The following is an 18,722-nucleotide window of genomic DNA, read 5'->3' as shown; positions in this document are numbered from 1 at the left end:
CGGCACGACCGGTTCCTCCGCAATAATGATGGACGAGGGCAGAGACGAATGGCGACTGACAGCATGGTACCACCCGGTGAATCGCCGGAACCGTTCCACGAGGAAGTCCACGATCCCCGCCGTCGCGATTTCATCAATATCGCCGCCGTTTCGTTCGCTGGGGTCGGCGCGCTGGCGATCGTGCTGCCGCTGATCAACCAGATGAACCCCTCGGCCGACGTGCTCGCCCAGTCGACCACCGAGGTCGATCTGTCGAAGATCGCGCCGGGACAGGCGATCAAGTCGCAGTTCCGCAAGCAGCCTCTGTTTGTCCGCAACCTCACCCCCGCCGAAATCGCCGAGGCCAACAAGGTCGACGTCGCGAGCCTGCGCGATCCGCAGACGCTCGCCGAGCGGACCAAGCCCGGCAAGGAAAACTGGCTCATCACGCTGGGCGTCTGCACCCATCTCGGCTGCGTGCCGCTCGGGGCGGGCGAGGGCGAGAACAAGGGGCCGTTCGGCGGCTATTTCTGCCCGTGTCACGGCTCGGCCTATGACACCGCGGCGCGTATCAGACAGGGACCGGCACCCAAGAACCTCGCCGTCCCCGACTATACGTTCAATTCCGATACCGCCGTAACGGTCGGCTGAGGGAGATCCGGATCATGAGCTTTCCCTGGGCCAAACATTACGAACCGAAGCAGCCGCTGATGCGCTGGCTGGACGAGAAGCTGCCGCTGCCGCGCCTCGTCTACAATGCCGTCGGTGCGGGCTATCCGGTGCCGCGCAACCTCAATTACTTCTGGAACTTCGGCGTGCTCGCTGGCGCCGCATTGGCGATCCAGATCATCACCGGCGTCGTGCTGGCGATGCATTATGCCGCCAATGCCGGCGTCGCCTTCGGCTCGGTCGAGAGCATCATGCGCGACGTCAACGCCGGCTGGTTCCTGCGCTATGCGCATGCCAACGGCGCGTCGATGTTCCTGCTCGTCGTCTACATCCATATCGGCCGCGGCCTCTATTATGGCTCGTACAAGGCGCCGCGCGAGATGGTGTGGCTGCTCGGCGTCGTCATCTTCCTGCTGATGATGGCGACCGCGTTCATGGGCTATGTGCTCCCCTGGGGGCAGATGAGCTTCTGGGGCGCGCAGGTCATCACCGGTTTCTTCTCGGCGATACCGTTGGTCGGCGAGACGATCCGCATCTGGCTGCTCGGCGGCTTCGCGCCGGACAATGCCGCGCTCAACCGCTTCTTCTCGCTCCACTATCTGCTGCCGTTCGTCACCGCGGGCGTCATCATCCTGCACATTTGGGCGCTCCACATTCCGGGATCGAACAACCCGACCGGCGTCGAAGTGAAGGGCGAGCAGGATACCGTGCCGTTCCATCCCTATTACACCGCCAAGGATGCGGTTGGGCTCGGCGTGTTCCTGCTGATCTTCGCGGCGCTGATCTTCTTCAGCCCCAACATGCTCGGCCATCCGGACAATTACATCGAGGCGAACCCGCTCTCGACGCCCGCGCATATCGTGCCGGAATGGTATTTCCTGCCCTTCTACGCGATCCTCAAGAGCTTCACCGCGGACTTCATCCTGCCGGCCAAGCTGTGGGGCGTGCTGGCGATGTTCGGCTCGATCCTACTGCTGTTCTTCCTGCCGTGGCTGGACAGTTCGCCGGTGCGCTCGGCCAATTACCGGCCGAAGTATCGCGCCTTCCTCGCCATCCTCCTCGTCGACGTGCTGGTGCTCGGCTATGTCGGCGGCGCGGAGGCCAATGCGCGCAACGTCATCCTCGGCCAGCTCGCCTCGGCCTATTATTTCGCGCACTTCCTGATCATCCTGCCGTGGGTCGCGCGCTCCGAGCGTCCGCGCCCGCTGCCGAACTCGATCACCGAGGCGGTGCTGGCGAAGCAGGGCGGCACCAGCCCGGTCAAAACCGCGGCGCACGCCTGAACCGACTGGGGGACAACAGAACATCATGCCTCGCATCATCGCCTCGCTGGTCGGCGCCGCCTTCGTCTTCGTGCTCGCGATCGCGCTCTTCGGCACCGCCAAGACCGCGATCCAGGACCCGGCGCCGGAAAGCGCCGAGCACGTCTTCCACCTCCATCCGGAGAACATCCACCTGCCGTCGAACGGCTTCTTCGGGAAGTTCGACAACCAGCAGCTCCAGCGCGGCTTCCAGGTCTACAAGGAGGTCTGCTCGGCCTGCCACAGCCTGAAGTATGTCGCCTTCCGCGACCTGACCAAGATCGGCTATTCCGAGCCCGAGGTGAAGGCGATCGCCAACCAATGGGTGATCGAGCAGCCGAACATCAACCCGGAGACGGGCGAGCCGGCGACGCGCAAGAACGTGCCGTCGGACCATTTCCCGTCGCCCTTCGCCAATGAGATCGCGGCGCGCGCGGCGAACAACAATGCGCTGCCGCCCGATCTGTCGCTGATGACCAAGGCGCGTGAGGACGGCTCCAACTACATCCATGCGCTGCTCACCGGCTATCGCGCGCAGCCGGCGGCGCTGGTCAAGGAGTTCCCGGGGTCGAAGACGCCGCAGGGGCTGCACTACAATCCGTATTTCGCGAACCTCAACATCGCGATGCCGCCGCCGCTGACCTCGGACGGTCAGGTGACCTATTCGGACGGCACCAAGGCGACCAAGGACCAGATGGCGCGCGACGTCGCCGCCTTCCTGACCTGGACCGCGGAGCCCAACCTCAATGCGCGCCATGCGGCGGGTGTGGCCGCGGGGATCTTCCTGCTGATCTTCTGCTTCCTCGCCTGGGGCGCGTATCAGAACGTCTGGCGCGACGTGAAGCATTGATCCGGCCCGCCACGGCGAGGTTGGAAAGGGGAGTGCCGCGAGGCGCTCCCCTTTTGTTTTACGGGTCCTCGCTCGCATCCGTCGGTGTGCCGGGAAGGAATGATAGCCGCGCATTGACCCCGCCGATGCATCCCCGCACAGCACGTGGATGAACGACGACCTCAAGGCCCTGATCCGCACCATCCCGGACTTTCCCAAGCCCGGCATCCAGTTCCGCGACATCACCACGCTTCTGCTCGACCCCGCCGGCTTCGCGACGACGATCGAGCGGATGGTCGCGGCGACGGTTGGGCCGGTCGATCTCGTCGCGGGAATTGAGGCGCGCGGCTTCCTGTTCGCGGCGGCGCTGGCAATGCCGCTCAACGCCGGCGTGTTGCTGATCCGCAAGGACGGCAAATTGCCGGGTGCGACGATCGCCGAGGATTATGCGCTGGAATATGGCGAGGATCGGATCGTCATGCACGAGGATGCGCTGGTGCCCGGCCAGCGCGTGCTGCTCGTCGACGATCTCATCGCCACCGGCGGCACCGCGCGCGCCGCCGTGCGGCTGCTGCGCAAGGCGGGGGCGCAGCTGACGCAGGCGCAGTTCGTCGTCGACCTGCCCGATCTCGGTGGCGCCGACGCGCTGCGCGCGGAGAATATCCAAGTAGATTCGCTGGTTACGTTCGCCGGTCATTAACCGTTCAGCCGGAACCTGCGATGACCTGCCCTCGTTGAGCGACGAGTCGGCGCGTCTTTGCCCCATGCTCGCGCCCGTTTTTTGGGAGAGCAGCATGTTGCTCAAGCGTTTGGCCCTGATCGGCCTCCTCTTCGGTGCCGGGGTCGCGACCTCTGCTTGTACGGATGGCTACGGCTATAGCGGCGTCAACGTCGGCTATGGCAGCGGCGGCTATTACGACGGCGGCTATGGTGGATACGGCGGATATGGCGGTGGCTATGGCTACGGCGGCTATCCGAGCTACTTCGGCTGGTACGGCGACTATTATTATCCGGGCACCGGCATCTACGTCTACGATCAGTATCGCCGGCCGTATCGCTGGAACGACGGCCAGCGCCGCTATTGGGAGCAGCGCCGCAACGGCTGGCGCGGCGATCGCAACTTCCGCAACGACTGGAACGGCTTCGATCGCAATCGTGGGGACGGCTTCCGCGGTGATCGCGGTCCGGGCTTCCGTGGCGACCGCGGTCCAGGCTTCCGTGGCGACCGGACGCCCGGCGTTCGCGGCGACGGCATCCGCGGGGACGGCTTCCGCGGCGACCGTGGCAATTGGCGCGGCAATCGTCCGAATGTCTCCGGCACGCCGCAAGCTGCGGTACCACAGGCGGTCGCACCGGCCGCCGGTGGCCAACCGCGTGGCTGGGGCGGCGGCAATCGCGGCGGCGGCCCGCGCGGCGGTGGTCCGCGTGGCGGCGGCGGCTGGCGCGGGCGGCGGTGATCCCGGCAATGGCGGTCGCTCCGGCGACCGTCAGCGTGCGCGCGTCTCGATCAACCCGTTCGACACGAAGGTCATGACCACCACGTCGTCCTGATTGAGAACCGTCATCCGGCTCTTGTAGATGCCCATCTCCGGCCGGCTCGCCGAGCGGCGCTTCTCCAGCACCTCGGTCTCGCAGCGTAGGCGGTCGCCGGGATAGACCGGCGTCCGCCAGCGCAATTCGTCGATCCCCGGCGAGCCCAGCCCGGCCTGCTCGTTCGCCTTGAGATGCGCGACCAGCATCGCCATCGTCATCGCGCAGGTATGCCAGCCGCTCGCCGACAATCGACCGAAGTGCGTTGCGGCGGCGGCCTCGTCGGAGAGGTGGAAGGGCTGCGGATCATATTTCTCGGCGAAGGCGATGACCTCCTCGCGCGTTACCGGATAATCGCCGAAGCGCGCCGTCGCGCCGACCTCGATATCCTCGAAATATTGCACCGCATCCTCCTATCGTTTGAGCACCGGTCTAAACGGTGCGTCGTCGCCGTCCAGACCCACGCCGGCAGGCAGGCCGATCAGGTCGCGCAGCAGCGGGGCGACGTCGGTATTGTCGAAGCTCGCCAGACGCTTGCCGCCGACGAACGCCGGACCGTTAGCGAGGAACAGCGCCGCCATGTCGGGCGCGCGATTGTCATAGCCGTGCGCGCCGCCGCGGAAGGCGGTGGCCGGCGCGGACTTGAGGATCAGCCAGCCCGTCTCGGCGAGGCAGACGTAAGGCGGGATGCGCGGATTGGTGCCGTAGCGAAAGCGCGCCGGCACCGCGCCTTTGCGCCAGCAGGTCATATGCGGATGCGGCTTGAGCAGCGCCGCTTCCAGCGCCGCCTCGCGGCCGGGGACGGGATAGAAGGTCGCATAGGGGCCGCTTTCGGACAGCAGGCGATAGTCCGCGGGATCGGCGATGCGGTCGAGCGCGATGGTGCGCGCGCTGTCGGTCGCCGCCATGCCGTGATCGGCGACGATGACGAGATTGGCGGGCTGTCGCAGGTCGCGCAGCCCCTGGACCAGCCGGCCGATCTGGACGTCGACGTCGGCGACCGCCTGCGTCGTCGCCGCGGCCTGCGGACCGTTGGCGTGGCCGGCGCTGTCGACGGTGTCGAAATAGAGCGTGAGGAAGCGCGGCCGCGTCGCGGCGGGCCGGCGCAGCCAGTCGATCACCGCGTCGACGCGCTGTGCGCCGGTCACCGCCTGGTTGAACTGCTGCCAGTCCTCGGGGCGGGTGGCGTTGGCGACCGCGCCATGGCTGTTGGGGACGATCGTGCCGCCCCAGCCGACGTTGGCGCCCGGCCAGAACATCGTCGCGGTTCGCACCCCCGCCTTTTCGGCGGTGACCCAGATCGGCTCGGCGGCGTTCCACCAGAAGGGATCGTCGCTCGCCATGGTGAAGGTCTCACCGGGACGCGCCGGGTCCTCCATCCGGTTGCCGACGATGCCGTGGTGATCGGGGACCTTACCCGTCACCAACGTCCAGTGGTTGGGGAAGGTGACCGACGGGAAGGACGGCCGCATCGATGCGCTGATGCCGCCCGCCGCCAACGCCGACAGATTGGGCGTCACCCCGCGGTTGAGATAATCGGGGCGGAAGCCGTCGATCGAGACGAGGATCGTCACCGGCGCGGTCTGCATCCGCGGCAGCGGCGCGGGCGACAGGCTGGCGGATGCTGGCGACGGCGCCGGCTGCGTCACGGGCGACAAAGCGGGGGGCGGGTAGGGCAAGGCGCAGCCGGCAAGCGACAGCGTGGCGGCGGCGAGGGGAATCAGTCTCACAGGCGGATCGTCCCGGACGTGGAGGGCGCGCGTCCTCTACGCGGGACAGGGGTGCTGCCACAACCGAAACTGCGGAGGGATGTCGCCTATAAGCGTTCGTATGGAGGGGGCGTGTTCTGAGGCCCGCCCCGTCACCCCGGCCTTGCGCCGGGGTCCCGCTTCTTCGGGCGGCTGGCAGAAGCGGGATGCCGGATCAGGTCCGGCATGACGGGAATGGGGGGCGTTATGCCAGCTCAATCTTGTCCTGCCCGTCGGCGCGGATCGGGGTCAGACGTTGAAGCGGAACAGCAGTACGTCGCCGTCGTGGACGACATATTCCTTGCCTTCCTGGCGCAGCTTGCCGGTGTCGCGGGCGCCGGCCTCGCCCTTGCAGGCGATGTAGTCGGCGAAGGCGATCGTCTCGGCGCGGATGAAGCCGCGTTCGAAATCGGTGTGAATCTCGCCCGCCGCCTGTGGTGCCTTGGCGCCGGCATGGACGGTCCAGGCGCGTGCTTCCTTCGGTCCGACGGTGAAGAAGGTCAGCAGATTGAGGAGCTTGTAGCCGGCGGTGATGACGCGGGCGAGTCCGGTCTCCTGCAAGCCCAGCTCGGCGAGGAATTCGGCGCGATCCTCGACCGGCATCGTCGCGATCTCGGCCTCGATCGCGGCGGAGACGACCACCGCCTCGGCGCCCTCGGCCTTGGCCTTCTCGAACACCTTGGCCGACAGATCGTTGCCGTTTGCCGCGTCGCCTTCGTCGACGTTGCAGACGTAGAGCACCGGCTTGGCGGTGATGAGCTGCGCCTGCGCGAAGACGCGCGCTTCCTCGGCATCCTTGGGCTGGGTCAGCCGCGCCGGCTTGCCTTCGCGCAGCAACTCGAGCGCCTGGCCGAGCACCGCGGCGCCGATCTTGGCCTCCTTGTCGCCCTGCTGGCCCTTCTTGACGAGGTTGGGCACGCGCTTTTCGAGGCTTTCGAGGTCGGAGAGCATCAGCTCGGTCTCGACCGTCTCGGCGTCGGCGATCGGATCGACCTTGCCCTCGACGTGGGTGACGTCGCCGTCTGTGAAGCAGCGCAGCACGTGGACGATCGCGTCGACCTCGCGGATGTTGCCGAGGAACTGGTTGCCGAGCCCTTCGCCTTTCGACGCGCCGCGGACCAGCCCGGCGATGTCGACGAAGGCGAGCTGCGTCTCGATGATCTTGGCCGAGCCGGCGATCTTGGCGAGCTGGTCGAGCCGCGGATCGGGGACGGCGACGTTGCCGACGTTCGGCTCGATCGTGCAGAACGGATAATTGGCCGCCTGCGCCGCTGCCGTTTCGGTCAAAGCGTTGAAGAGGGTGGACTTGCCGACGTTGGGCAGGCCGACGATGCCGCAGCGGAAACCCATGATGCGCTCTATTCTGATGGGGGGAAAGCGCGCGCCTTACCGTCCGCCGCCCGGTTTGACCAGATGGCGGGTAGCCGCGGCAGTTCGTCGCTGGCTTCGGCGCGCGTTAAGAAATAGACCATTTTGAACATGTATCTCGAATGAATGCAGGATGGTGGATCGACATGGGCGGCAGGCCGGCGGCGGACGCGCGACGCGGGAGGCATTGCGACGCGGATCATTGGGGTGATCGGAGCATTGGCTGCGTCGTGGCTGGCGTCGTCCGTCGCAGCCCAGTCGCTGCCGAATGCGGCGGCGGGTGGGGAGGCGCGATGGGCGCTCCAGCCGCTGGCGCTCGGTAGCGAGGTCGAGCACGATGCCCGGCTTACCGGCAACCTGCGGCTGCGCGTTACCACCATCGTCACGGCACCCGGTCCGCGCGAGAAGCGGCATCAACGGCTCGGCAGTTCGATGCTCGAATTCTACCCGGTCGAGGCGAGCGGCTTTCACCTGTCGGCGGGGACGCGGATGTACGATCCGCGCGCCGGCGAGCAAGGGACCGATCGCGGCCTGGTCGGTGCGCCGCGCCAGCGCAACGTGCCCGGCAGCCGCGCCGGTCTGCGTCGGACGCCGACGCTGACCTTCGGCTATACCGGCGCGCTTGCCGATCGCACCCGGATCGGCGTCGAGATCGGCGCGATGAAGGGCAGCGCCTATGCCAGCGCGACCGATGCGACGCGTCGGCTGCGCGGCGAGCGCGGTGCGGGCAATCCGGTCAACCCGATGGTGCATCTGGTGGTGGGGCGGCGGTTCTGACGCGGTGCGGTTATCCCCGAAGGGCTCGCCCCGGCAGGAACACGGCGGGGATGAGCGGCGCAGCCTTTCTCGGCGGTCGCGAACACGGTAGGCGGCGGTGATGTTGCCGCCTTTGCCTGCCGCCGATCTGCTTCCCGCTTTCGCGCCGTGGTTCGACGTCGCCGGGCTGGCGGTGTTCGCCGTCTCGGGTGCCCTCGCGGCGGCGAAGCGCGGGCAGACCGCGGTGACGCTCGCCTTCTTCGCGCTGATCACCGGGGTCGGCGGCGGCACGGTGCGCGACCTGCTGATCGATGCGCCGGTATTCTGGGTCCATGATCCCCGCGCGGCGACGGTCTGCCTGCTGATGGCGGCGCTGGTCTGGGTGACGCCGGAGCGGTGGTGGAAGGATGGCGCGCTCGCCTGGTTCGATGCGGTCGGCCTCGCCGCTTATGCGGTCTATGGCGCGGCCAAGGCGATCGGCTACGGCGTGCCGCCGGTGCCGGCGGCGTTGATGGGGGTGGTGACCGCCTGCGTTGGCGGCATCATCCGCGACGTGCTCGCAGGCGAGCCGTCGATCCTGATGCGGCCGGAATTGTACGTCACCGCGGCGGCGCTGTCGTCGGCCCTGTACGTGGCGCTGGGGCTGATCGGACTGGCCGGCGCGCCGGCGGCGATCATCGCCGCGGCGGCGGGCTTCGGCCTGCGCGCCTTCGCGATCCGCTTCCGGCTGGCGCTGCCGGCGTATCGCCGCCGCGACGACGATGGGCGCGAGAGCGCCTGATCGAGACCGTGTTGGACGACATGGACAAGATGGACACCTTAACGGAAACGATCCGGGGTTATCGTTTCCGTTTTTGCTGTGATCTCGACGATGGCAAAGAGCGCGAGTCGGATCGGTATCAGCGAGGCGGCGAATAGGACAGGGCGAGACCTTCGCAAAACGGCCCCAGTGCTCCTGCGGAGGCAGGAGCACTGGGGTTTCGATCGCCGTATGACGTTGTTTTGCTTGGCTCTAGGCTCCTGCTTGCGCAGGAGCATGGGGTTGCTCCACAGGCGATGCGGACTTTCTTGGATGCCTTGCTTCGTCAGGAGACGGCGTGCCGCTTAGACCCGCCTAGCCGCGTACGACGCCGGTATCGGCGAAGCGCTTCGGTTCGGCCGGCGGCGCGGTAGGTTCGGCCAGCGCGCATTGCCAATAGCCGACGTCGATCCACTGGCCGTGCTTGTGGCCGATCGCGCGGAACACGCCGGCACGGCGGAAGCCGACCTGCTCGTGCAGCGTGATCGAGGCGCTGTTGGGCAGCGCGATGCGCCCGATCGCCTGGGTGAAGCCCTGCGCACGCAGCGTGTCGATCAATCCCTCGTACAGCAGCCGGCCGACGCCCTGACGCTGCGCGACGTCGGCGACGTAGATCGTCGTCTCCACCGCCCAGCGATAGGCCTCGCGCTCCGAGAAGCGCGTCGCATAGGCATAGCCGAGCACGCCGCCGGTCGCCTCGCCGGTCGTCGCGACGATCCACGGATAGAGGCCGGCGGACGACGCCATCCGCGTCCGCATCGCGCGCGTATCGGGCACCTCGGTCTCGAACGACACCGTGCCGGCGAGCACGTGTGGCGCATAGATCGCCGCGACCGCCGCGGCGTCGTCCGGCGTCGCGGGGCGAAGCGCGATCATCTCACAGCCCGACGCGTGCGAGGATCAGGTCGAGCAGCCGCGCGTCCGACCCGGCGGTGTCGCTCGGCCCGAGGCCGCCGCATTCGAGGCAGCGCGCCTGCACCGACCCCGCGGTGGCGAGCCGCTTGACGTCGCCGAGCGCCTGCGCGAGCAGCCCGCGCCGCTCCGCCGCGATCCGCGCGAAGACGTCGCCGCCCTGCGCCGTCTCGCTTGCGTCGTCGTCGTCCTTGTCGGCGAAGCTGGCGGCGATCTGCGCGGCGAAGCCGGGCGCCTTCTCCAGATATTCGGCATGGACCTTGGCGGGATCGAGCTTGGCGCGCTTCGCCGCCTCCGCCACCGCGTCCTGCAAGCCGCCGAAGCGATCGACCAGCTTGAGCTGGCGCGCGGTGCCGCCGTCCCAGACGCGGCCCTGCGCGATCTCGTCGACGCGCTGTGGCGTCATCCCGCGCGACTGCGCGACGCGGGCGAGGAACTGGCGATAGCCGTTCTCGATACCCGCCTGCAGGATGGTGTCGAGCTGCGGCGTGGTGCCGGCATAGACGTCGGGCTGGCCCGACAGCGGCGTCGACTTCACGCCGTCGGCGGTGACGCCGATCTTGGCGAGCGTCTTCTCGAAGGTCGGGATGATGCCGAAGATGCCGATCGAGCCGGTGATCGTCCCCGGCTCGGCGAAGATCACGTCGCCCGGCGTCGATACCCAATAGCCGCCCGACGCGGCGAGCCCGCCCATCGACACGACGACCGGCAGCCCCTTCTTCTTCGCCTCGAGGATGGCGAGCCGGATCCGTTCGGAGGCGAGCACCGAGCCGCCCGGCGAATCGACGCGCACGACCAGTGCCTTGAGGTTCTTCTTGGCGAGGCCGTTGAGGATCAGCTTGGCGATCGTATCGCCATGCGCGCTGCCCGGTCCGCCCTCGCCGTCGACGATGTCGCCGGCGACGGTGATCACGCCGATATTGTCGCCCGTCTTCGACAGCGGATTGGCGCCGACCCAGGCGTCGTATTTGATCGTGTTGAAGGTGCCGGCCGGCTTGCTGGCGTCGCTGCCGACCAGCGCGGCGACGCGGCGGCCGAAGGCGACGCGGTCGCCGAGCGTGTCGACGAGGTTCGATGCGAGATTGGCCTTGGCGATATCGCCGTTGGCGGCGACGATCATCCGGTCGGGGCTGGCGAGGAACGCGCCGACCTGCGCCTTGGGCCGCGCCTTGGCGATCGCCTCGCGCCACTGGCCGAACAACGCGCCGAGCAGCTGCTGGCTCGCCTCGCGCGCCTCCGGGCTCTGGTCGGCGCGGGTATAGGGTTCGACGAAGCTCTTGAACTTGCCGACGCGATAGACGTGGGTGTTGACCCCGAGCTTGTCGATCAGGCCCTTGTAATAGAGCTGGCTGCCGCCGGGGCCGGTGAAGATCGTGCCGCCGAGCGGGTTGACCCAGATCTCGCTCGCATTGGCGGCGAGGCGATAGCCGGCATCGGTATAAGCGGTGGCGTAGGCGAGCACCGGCTTTTTGGTGTCGCGGAAGCGGCAGATCGCCTCGGCGACCTCGTTGAGCGTCGCCGGATAGCCGCCGCCGAACCGGTCGAGGTCGAGGACGAGCGCCTTGACCCGGTCGTCGGTGCGCGCGGCGTCGATCGCGCGGAGCACGTCGCGGGCGCGATACTGGCGCGGCATCGCCTGGCCGGAGAGCGCGGCGAACGGCGCCTGTTCCTCGGGCTGTTCGACGATCGTCCCGTCGAGGTCGAGCACCAGCGCGCCGGGGACGATCGCCTTCGACCCCGGCCGCGCATTGAGCGCCGCGAACAGCAGACCGAAGAACAACAGCATCGCGATCAGGACGAGACCGTCCTTGATCGCCACCAGCAGCTTCCATGCGCCCCGTACCAGCTTCACGCGTCGCTCCTTCTATTCCCGTGCAGCGCTAGAGCAGCGGCGCGTGCCGCGCAACGGTCCGTATTAGGGCGACAATACAGGGAGGCGGCCGTCGCATCATGCGCGCCGGGTTGGATCGATATTTGTCGTCCTAGCGCAATTCCTCCCCCGCGAGGGGCAGGGCTATCGCAAATGGTCGCGCTGATGAGGTTCGATTGGCTCGATCATCCGATTCGTCACCCCGGACTCGTTCCGGGGTCCACCGAGCCGCGAGAGAATGGTCAAGCCTCTCTCCTCGCCGCGGGGTGGACCCCGGAACAAGTCCGGGGTGACGGGGTGGGCTTGAGTTCAGCGGGCTCGCACGAACGGCCATAGGCGATAACCCTTCCTCCGACGGGGGGGATTCGACCGGATGTCCATGCCACCTAAATGCCCGTGCCGCGTCTCCGGTCTCCGGGCCGCGCCTATGATACGAGGACTTCCTTGAGGGATCTGCCGTATCCATGAGCACCATCTTTCCCAACAGCATGGCGAAGCTGCGCGACGACGGGACCGGGAACGGCGTCGACGTCGTCATGCGGACGAAGGACCGGCCCGCTCTGCTCGGACGGGCGCTGGCGAGCGTGGTGAATCAGCGGCATGCGAACTGGCACCTTTATCTGATCAACGACGGCGGCGAGGCCGCGCCGGTCGACGCGCTGGTGGCGGTCTTCGCCGAGCCGCTCGCCGGACGCATCACCGTCATCCACAATCCCGCCAGCCTGGGCGTCGCCGCGACGGCCAACATCGGCGTGGCTGCAGGAGACGCGCCGTTCGTCGTACTGCACGACGATGACGACAGCTGGGACCCCGCCTTTCTAAGCGCCGGAACCGCCTTCCTGCTTGCGCCGCATAACCGGCGGTTCGGCGCGCTGCTGACCAAATGGAACCGGGTAGAGGAGACGTTCGATGGCACGACGGCTGTCATGCTCCGGGCCAGCGTGCACGGTTACGATGGAGACGTGATCGACATCCTCGACGTCATCCGAACCCCGCAGATCCCGCCGATCGCATTGTTATGGCGGCGGAGCGTGGCGCAGGAGGCGGGCTTTTTCAATGCGGAACTGCCGGTGCTGGAAGATTGGGACCTCAACCTGCGCGCGCTGCAACTCGGCGATATCGCGCTGTCGCCACAAGCGCTCGCCAATTATCACATCCGGGTGTCGGCCGACGCGGGCGATTACGCCAATACCGTCACCGATGGTCTCCCGACCCACTTCCGTTATAACATCTTGTACCGCAACAGCCTGTTGCGGGCCTATCTCGACAAGGACCCGGCGCGGATCGGGCTGGTCGCCGCATTGCTCAAGAACGGCGAACTGGCGCGCCAGCAGATCGAGGCGGTGCAGATCGCCTCGCATCGCGTACTGTCGGGCAACCAGCATCACCTCAACACGCGGCTCGACGGCATCGAGGCGGAGGTGCGCGAAGCGAGGGCGCTGCTCGAGAAGATCTGGGGGGCAATCACGCAGACCGCCTGAGCGGGCGGGTGGCGGCTTGCCGCGGCGGCGGATCGCCGCGATGACGGGCGTTCCACGGTATCGGAATCCACCTGCTCATGTCGTCCGCCATCCAGCCGCCGCGGTTCGGGTTCGAAGGTCCGGTGAAACGGTCGATGACGATCGCCGGCCATCAGACCTCGATCAGTCTCGAACCGGCGTTCTGGCAGGCGCTGGAAGCGGCGGCGGTCGCGCAGGCGCTGCCGCTGTCGGCGCTGGTCGCGCAGATCGACGTGCTGCGCATCGCCGCCGACGAGCCGCCCAATCTGGCGAGCGCAATCCGCAGCTGGCTGTTCGCGCAGGCACAGATCGAGACGGGTGATCACGATCAGTGAGAATGCCACGCAATACCGTTGACAGTGCGAACGACTCTCAATAGCGAGCCCCCAAGAAAAAGCAGGGGGTCTCAATGTCCAAATCGTCCGTTTCGTTCCTGGCCTTGTCGTGCGTCGGCGCGTTCCACACGCTGCCCTCTTATGCCGAGGACGCAACGAAACCGACGCCGACCCCGGTCTCCGACCCCGACCAGCGCCGCGATCCCGACGACATCCTCGTCAATGGCGAGCGTGTCCGGCGCAGCGACGATCCCAAGGCGGTCGCGCCGCTGATCGACACACCGCGCTCGATCGTGCTGATCCCCAAGGAAGTGATCCAGCAGACCGGATCGATCAGCCTGCAGGACGCGCTGCGCACCGTGCCGGGGATCACCTTCGGCGCCGCGGAGGGCGGCAATCCGCTCGGCGACCGGCCGTTCATCCGCGGCTTCGATACGCAGGGCAGCATCTATGTCGACGGTGTCCGCGATCTCGGCGCGCAAAGCCGCGAAGTGTTCGCCACCGAGACGATCCAGATCGTCCGCGGCTCGGATTCGACGCTCGGCGGACGTGGCTCGGCGGGCGGCACGATCAACATCATCTCCAAGCTGCCGCAGCTCGACGATTTCGGCAGCGTCACCGGCAGCTACGGCAATGCCGACTTCAAGCGCGTCACCGCCGACCTCAACCTCAAGCTCGGCGACATGGCGGCGTTCCGCATCGAGGGGCTGTGGCACGATCAGGACATCGCCGGCCGCGATGCGCTCTACGCGCGCCGCTGGGGCGTCGCGCCGTCGGTGACGCTCGGTCTCGGCACGGCGACGCGGCTGACCGCGAGCTATTATTATCTCGAAAGCCACGAGCTGCCCGATGCGGGCATCCCCTATCTCTATACGATCGGCAATGCGCCGGGGACGGGGACGATCGCCTCGCGGCCGGCGCTCGGCACGATCACGACGCGCGGCGGCCAGACCGGCTATGTCGACCGTTCGGTGTTCTACGGCCTGACCGACCGCGATTTCCGCGACACCAAGACGCATCAGGCGACGCTGCGCGCCGAGCATGATTTCGGCGGCATCACGCTGCGCAACACCGCGCGCTTCACGCACACCGACCAGAATTACATCATGTCGATGCCCGACGACAGCCAGGGCAACGTCTATGGCACGACCGCGACGAACCCGACGACGGGTGCGGCAGGGTTGCGCGGCGACCGGACCAGCGGCGGCTATGTGTGGCGGCGCTCGAACACGCGTTTCGGCTATACCGAGTCAATCATCAACCAGACCGATCTGTACGGCACGTTCAAGACCGGCAGCATCGAGCATAGTTTCGCCGCGGGGACCGAATTCGCCTGGGAGAAGGCGCGCCGCGGGACCTATGTGCTGGCCAACGGCTCGACCGTGGCGCCGCGCTGCAACAACAGCTCGCTCGCCCGCTACAATTGCACCAGCCTGTTCACGCCCAACCCCAACGATCCCTGGGTGAATTACGTCAACGATACGTCGACGGTGCGGACGCCGATCGTCCGCGGTGCGCTCGCGGCGCAGACGCAGAACGACGCCAATACGCGCGCGGCCTATGCCTTCGATTCGATCACGCTGCTGCCCGAGCTGATCCTCAACCTCGGCCTGCGCTACGATCGCTTCTCGTCGACGACGCGGCTGCCCGGAGCGACGCAATTCCAGATCAAGCGCACCGACGAACTCTTCAACTGGCAGGCGGGGCTCGTCTTCAAGCCGACGCCGGACACCAGCCTCTATGCGAGCTACGCCACCGCGGCGACGCCGCCCAACAGCCTGCTCGGCGAAGGGCGCGAGGACAATGCGCTGCCCACCACGGCGCAGACCGCAGCGATCGTCGATCTGCTCAAGCCGCAGAAGACCAAATCCTACGAGGTCGGTGCCAAGGCGACCTTGCTCGGCGAGAAGCTGCTGCTGACCGCGGCGGCGTTCCAGACGCAGATCGACAATGCCCGCGTCACCGGGCCGAACAATACCGTCGAGTTCATCGGTGAATCGCGTATCCGCGGTATCGAGCTGGGCGCGACGGGGACGATCCTGCCGGGCTGGACGGTGTTCGGCGGCTATACGCACCTCGACCCCAAGGTGATCGACGGCGGCTCGACGATCCTCGGCGGCGTTCCGGTCCCCTCGGTCAACACCGGCCGGCAGATGCCGCAGACGACGCGCAACAGCTTCACCGCGACGACCAACGTCACCTTGTGGGACCGGCTCGAGGTCGGCGGCACCGCCATCTATATGGGCAAGCAAATTGCCGGCTATTCGGACGATCGCAGCGCGACGCAGCTCGTCGCGACCAAGCTGCTCGTCCGTCAGGCGCCCGCCTATTGGCGCTTCGATGCGCGCGCGAGCGTCAAGCTGACGCCCAACGTCGATCTCAGCGTCAATGCGCAGAACCTGACCGACAAGGTGTATTACAGCCAGCTCTACACCACCCATTTCGCGCAGGTCGCGGCGGGGCGGACGGTGTTCGGCACGGTCGCCGTGCGCTTCTGATGGCAGCGGTGGCGCTCGCCGCGGACGAGGCCGCGCTGGTGCGGCGTGCGGCCGAGGCGGGCCTGCCCAACGCGCAGGCGATGTTCGGTCAGATGCTGCTCGACGGCAATGGCGTCGCGGCGGACCCCGCCGCGGCGCTCGGCTGGTTCGTCAAGGCGGCGGCGCAACAGCATCTGATGGCGCTCAACATGGTCGGGCGCTGCTACGACCTCGGCTGGGGGACCGCGGTCGACAAGGCGCGCGCGGCGGAATGCTATCGCGTCGCCGCGGAACGCGGGCTCGACTGGGCGATGTACAATTATGCGACGCTGCTCGCGCTCGGCGAGGGCGTCGCGGAGGACAAGGCGGCGGCGCTCGATTGGCTCGAACGGGCGGCGGCGCTGGGCAATGTTAAGGCGGTCAATTTCGTCGGCAGCTTCGCCGAGGACGGCTGGGTCGCCCCGCGCGATATGGCGAAGGCAGCGCGCTGCTACGAACGCGCCGCGGCGGGCGGCGATTTCCGCGGCTGTTTCAACCATGCGCGAATGCTGGCAGACACCGGGCGGATGGACGAAGCCTTACACTGGATCGGCCGCGCCGGCGCGCTCGGCAATGCACGCTTCGTCGGGCAGGTGCGCGACTGGCTCGCCGCCTGCCCGCATGCCGCGTTGCGTAGCCGCGGTCCGGCGGCGCTGGCGGGGACGCGCGCATGCTGATCGCGATCCCCGACCTGCTCGATGCGGCCGCGGTGGCGACGCTGCGCGCGACGATCGACGCGGCGGACTGGGCCGATGGCAATGCCACCTCGGGCCACCAGTCCGCGCTCGCCAAGCGCAACGAGCAACTGCCCGAGGATAGCGCGGCGGCGCGGGCAGGGGGGGCGATGGTGCTCGACGCGCTCGCCGCGTCGCCGCTGTTCGTCGCGGCGGCGCTGCCGCTCAAGGTGTTTCCGCCGCTGTTCAACCGCTACGGGCCGGGCGCGACCTTCGGCACGCATGTCGACAGTGCGATCCGTATCCGCCGCGGCAGCGACTTCCGCATCCGCTCCGATCTGTCGGCGACGCTCTTCCTCAGCGACCCCGCCGATTACGATGGTGGCGAACTGGTGATCGAGGACCAGTTCGGCACGCAGACCGTCAAGCTGCCCGCGGGCCATATGGTCCTCTATCCCGCGTCGAGCCTGCATCGCGTGACGCCGGTGACGCGCGGGGTGCGCGTCGCGTCCTTCCTCTGGATCCAGTCGATGGTCCGCGACGACGGTGCGCGGCGGATGCTGTTCGGACTCGACGAGGGCGTGCAGGCGGCGACCGCGGCGATGGGCGCGGATGCGCCGGCCGTGGTCAAGCTGACCGGCGTGTACCACAACCTGCTCCGCCGCTGGGCGGAGGTGTAGGGGCGCCTCCCCCAAGTCCGTCAGCCCCACCTTCGCGGGGATGACATCGTTAATTGTAAGGCGTCCGGCAGATTGACCTCCCCCCGGCACGCATGCGACGCCGCGCCAATGGGTTGGAGCGAGCGATGACGAAACTGGCGTGGCGCAGGACGTGGTTCCAGATCCACAAATGGATCGGCCTGTTGCTGGCGATCCTCATCATCCCGCTGTCGCTGTCCGGCGCGGCGCTCGTCTGGCACGACGCGCTCGACCGGATCGTCCATCCCGCGCGTTATCAGATCAGCGGCGCCACGCTGCGGACGCCCGAGACCTATGCCGCCGCGGCGCAGGCGGCGCTCAAGCCCGGCGAGCGGATCGCCCAGATCACCATGCCGGAGGGCAAGGGGCCGGTGACGGTCGCCGCCGCGCCCGCCACCGTCGATCCCGACCGCCGCGGGCCGCCGCCGCGCATGATGATCTACCTCGATCCGCCGACCGCGCGCGTGCTCGACGTCGCCGAGCGCAACGCCGGGCTGGTGCGCTTCCTGCACGTGCTGCACGGCAGTTTGCAGGTGCCGGGGATCGGGCGGACGATCGTCGGCTGGATCGGCGTTGCGATGATGGTGTCGAGTTTCACCGGGCTGTGGCTGTGGTGGCCGACGGTGGGCGCCTTTACCAAGGGGCTGCGCTGGCGGCGGCATCGCAACGCCGACACCAATATCCATCATATGGCAGGCTTCTGTATCGCCTTGCCGCTGTTCGTGCTGTCGCTGACCGGCGCGTGGATCAGCTTCCCGGCGGTGTTCGGCGGCCAGCGCGCGTCGGATCGCGGCGCGCAGCGGGCGGTGCCGCTCGCCGAGCCGGGGCAGCCGCTCGATCTGGTCGTCGCGCGCGCGGCGAGTGTGCGGCGCGGCGCGCTCCGCAGCATCGCCTGGCCGACCAGCGCGACCGCGGACTGGACGGTGACCTATGCCGGCGGCCATGTCGTCAAGGTGGCGGACGACAATGGCGTCGCGGTCGCGGCACCGGCGCGGCGGCCGGGCGGTTTGTCGCTGACGATGCGCCGCATCCACGACGGCGAGGGGATGGGGATCGTCTGGCAGATCGTGATCTTCCTCGGCGGCATCGCGCCGGCGGTGCTCGCGGTGACGGGCGTAATCATGTGGTGGCGCGCGCGCGAATGGCGGGCGAAGGCGCGGCGTTCCTAAATTCCTCCCCGGCACGGGGAGGGGGACCAGCGAAGCTGGTGGAGGGGGGCTTCCATATCGCGCAACGCCT

At 67.9% G+C, this 18,722-nt stretch carries 18 protein-coding genes; 13 read left to right on the top strand and 5 right to left on the bottom strand.

The genetic code is table 11. The annotated features are described in order from the left end of the window. Positions 1-63 precede the first annotated feature (63 nt). The 5 genes from petA to AC07UH_RS15010 all read left to right on the top strand — a co-directional run bounded on the left by petA (position 64) and on the right by AC07UH_RS15010 (position 4,235). Entirely contained in the window at positions 64-630 is a 567-nt protein-coding gene (gene petA, locus AC07UH_RS15030; protein ID WP_052075804.1) for a ubiquinol-cytochrome c reductase iron-sulfur subunit, read from the top strand. Between the two features lie 14 nt (positions 631-644). Next, positions 645-1,931, top strand: a complete 1,287-nt coding sequence (locus tag AC07UH_RS15025) for a cytochrome b (protein WP_038662063.1) — start codon at positions 645-647, stop codon at positions 1,929-1,931. Between the two features lie 25 nt (positions 1,932-1,956). Next, positions 1,957-2,799, top strand: coding sequence for a cytochrome c1 (locus AC07UH_RS15020; RefSeq protein ID WP_038662060.1), 843 nt, complete (start codon positions 1,957-1,959; stop codon positions 2,797-2,799). 148 nt (positions 2,800-2,947) lie between these two features. Beyond that, complete coding sequence (locus AC07UH_RS15015; protein WP_038662057.1) at positions 2,948-3,478, top strand: adenine phosphoribosyltransferase; 531 nt, start codon at positions 2,948-2,950, stop codon at positions 3,476-3,478. A 94-nt stretch (positions 3,479-3,572) separates the two neighbouring features. Beyond that, entirely contained in the window at positions 3,573-4,235 is a 663-nt protein-coding gene (locus AC07UH_RS15010) for a hypothetical protein (protein ID WP_495180886.1), read from the top strand. Positions 4,236-4,265: 30 nt separating this feature from the next. Here AC07UH_RS15010 and AC07UH_RS15005 read toward each other — a convergent pair whose 3' ends face one another. The 3 genes from AC07UH_RS15005 to ychF all read right to left on the bottom strand — a co-directional run bounded on the left by AC07UH_RS15005 (position 4,266) and on the right by ychF (position 7,406). After that, entirely contained in the window at positions 4,266-4,712 is a 447-nt protein-coding gene (locus AC07UH_RS15005; RefSeq protein WP_038662051.1) for a MaoC family dehydratase, read from the bottom strand. A 9-nt stretch (positions 4,713-4,721) separates the two neighbouring features. Beyond that, positions 4,722-6,038: an alkaline phosphatase family protein gene (locus AC07UH_RS15000; RefSeq protein ID WP_495180885.1), complete on the bottom strand. Its 1,317-nt coding sequence runs from the start codon at positions 6,036-6,038 to the stop codon at positions 4,722-4,724. 267 nt (positions 6,039-6,305) lie between these two features. Next, complete coding sequence (gene ychF, locus AC07UH_RS14995) at positions 6,306-7,406, bottom strand: redox-regulated ATPase YchF (protein ID WP_495180884.1); 1,101 nt, start codon at positions 7,404-7,406, stop codon at positions 6,306-6,308. A gap of 225 nt (positions 7,407-7,631) precedes the next feature. Between ychF and AC07UH_RS14990 the strand changes: the two genes are divergently transcribed. Both AC07UH_RS14990 and AC07UH_RS14985 read left to right on the top strand, forming a co-directional pair. Further along, on the top strand, positions 7,632-8,201 hold the full coding sequence (locus tag AC07UH_RS14990) for a hypothetical protein (RefSeq protein WP_495189876.1): 570 nt from the start codon (positions 7,632-7,634) through the stop codon (positions 8,199-8,201). 100 nt (positions 8,202-8,301) lie between these two features. Continuing rightward, the gene (locus AC07UH_RS14985) at positions 8,302-8,961 is read left to right on the top strand and encodes a trimeric intracellular cation channel family protein (protein ID WP_495180882.1); all 660 of its coding nucleotides are present in this window, start codon (positions 8,302-8,304) and stop codon (positions 8,959-8,961) included. 333 nt (positions 8,962-9,294) lie between these two features. Here the strand turns inward: AC07UH_RS14985 and AC07UH_RS14980 are convergent, their stop codons facing one another. Both AC07UH_RS14980 and sppA read right to left on the bottom strand, forming a co-directional pair. After that, complete coding sequence (locus tag AC07UH_RS14980) at positions 9,295-9,855, bottom strand: GNAT family N-acetyltransferase (protein WP_038662043.1); 561 nt, start codon at positions 9,853-9,855, stop codon at positions 9,295-9,297. A 1-nt stretch (position 9,856) separates the two neighbouring features. Next, on the bottom strand, positions 9,857-11,743 hold the full coding sequence (sppA, locus tag AC07UH_RS14975; protein WP_495180881.1) for a signal peptide peptidase SppA: 1,887 nt from the start codon (positions 11,741-11,743) through the stop codon (positions 9,857-9,859). Between the two features lie 482 nt (positions 11,744-12,225). On the opposite strand from sppA, the gene AC07UH_RS14970 reads away from it, so the two are divergent. The 6 genes from AC07UH_RS14970 to AC07UH_RS14945 all read left to right on the top strand — a co-directional run bounded on the left by AC07UH_RS14970 (position 12,226) and on the right by AC07UH_RS14945 (position 18,652). After that, complete coding sequence (locus AC07UH_RS14970; RefSeq protein WP_495180880.1) at positions 12,226-13,242, top strand: glycosyltransferase family 2 protein; 1,017 nt, start codon at positions 12,226-12,228, stop codon at positions 13,240-13,242. A gap of 77 nt (positions 13,243-13,319) precedes the next feature. Further along, positions 13,320-13,595, top strand: coding sequence for a ribbon-helix-helix domain-containing protein (locus tag AC07UH_RS14965; RefSeq protein ID WP_495180879.1), 276 nt, complete (start codon positions 13,320-13,322; stop codon positions 13,593-13,595). Positions 13,596-13,669: 74 nt separating this feature from the next. Then, positions 13,670-16,093: a TonB-dependent receptor gene (locus AC07UH_RS14960; protein ID WP_495180878.1), complete on the top strand. Its 2,424-nt coding sequence runs from the start codon at positions 13,670-13,672 to the stop codon at positions 16,091-16,093. Continuing rightward, a complete protein-coding gene (locus AC07UH_RS14955; RefSeq protein WP_495180877.1) occupies positions 16,093-16,788 on the top strand; it encodes a tetratricopeptide repeat protein in 696 nt (231 codons plus the stop codon). Before AC07UH_RS14960 ends, AC07UH_RS14955 begins: the two co-directional genes overlap by 1 nt. Continuing rightward, the gene (locus tag AC07UH_RS14950; protein WP_495180876.1) at positions 16,782-17,465 is read left to right on the top strand and encodes a Fe2+-dependent dioxygenase; all 684 of its coding nucleotides are present in this window, start codon (positions 16,782-16,784) and stop codon (positions 17,463-17,465) included. The genes AC07UH_RS14955 and AC07UH_RS14950 overlap by 7 nt, the downstream gene beginning before the upstream one ends. 125 nt (positions 17,466-17,590) lie before the next feature. Next, positions 17,591-18,652 (top strand): PepSY-associated TM helix domain-containing protein, encoded by a 1,062-nt coding sequence (locus AC07UH_RS14945; protein ID WP_495180875.1) that lies wholly within the window; start codon positions 17,591-17,593, stop codon positions 18,650-18,652. Positions 18,653-18,722 lie beyond the last annotated feature (70 nt).

The sequence above is a fragment of the Sphingomonas sp. GW821-FHT04B01 genome, from assembly GCF_059420425.1.
Note: the sequence above shows the minus strand (reverse complement) of the source record. Positions and strands in the feature narration are given on the sequence as shown.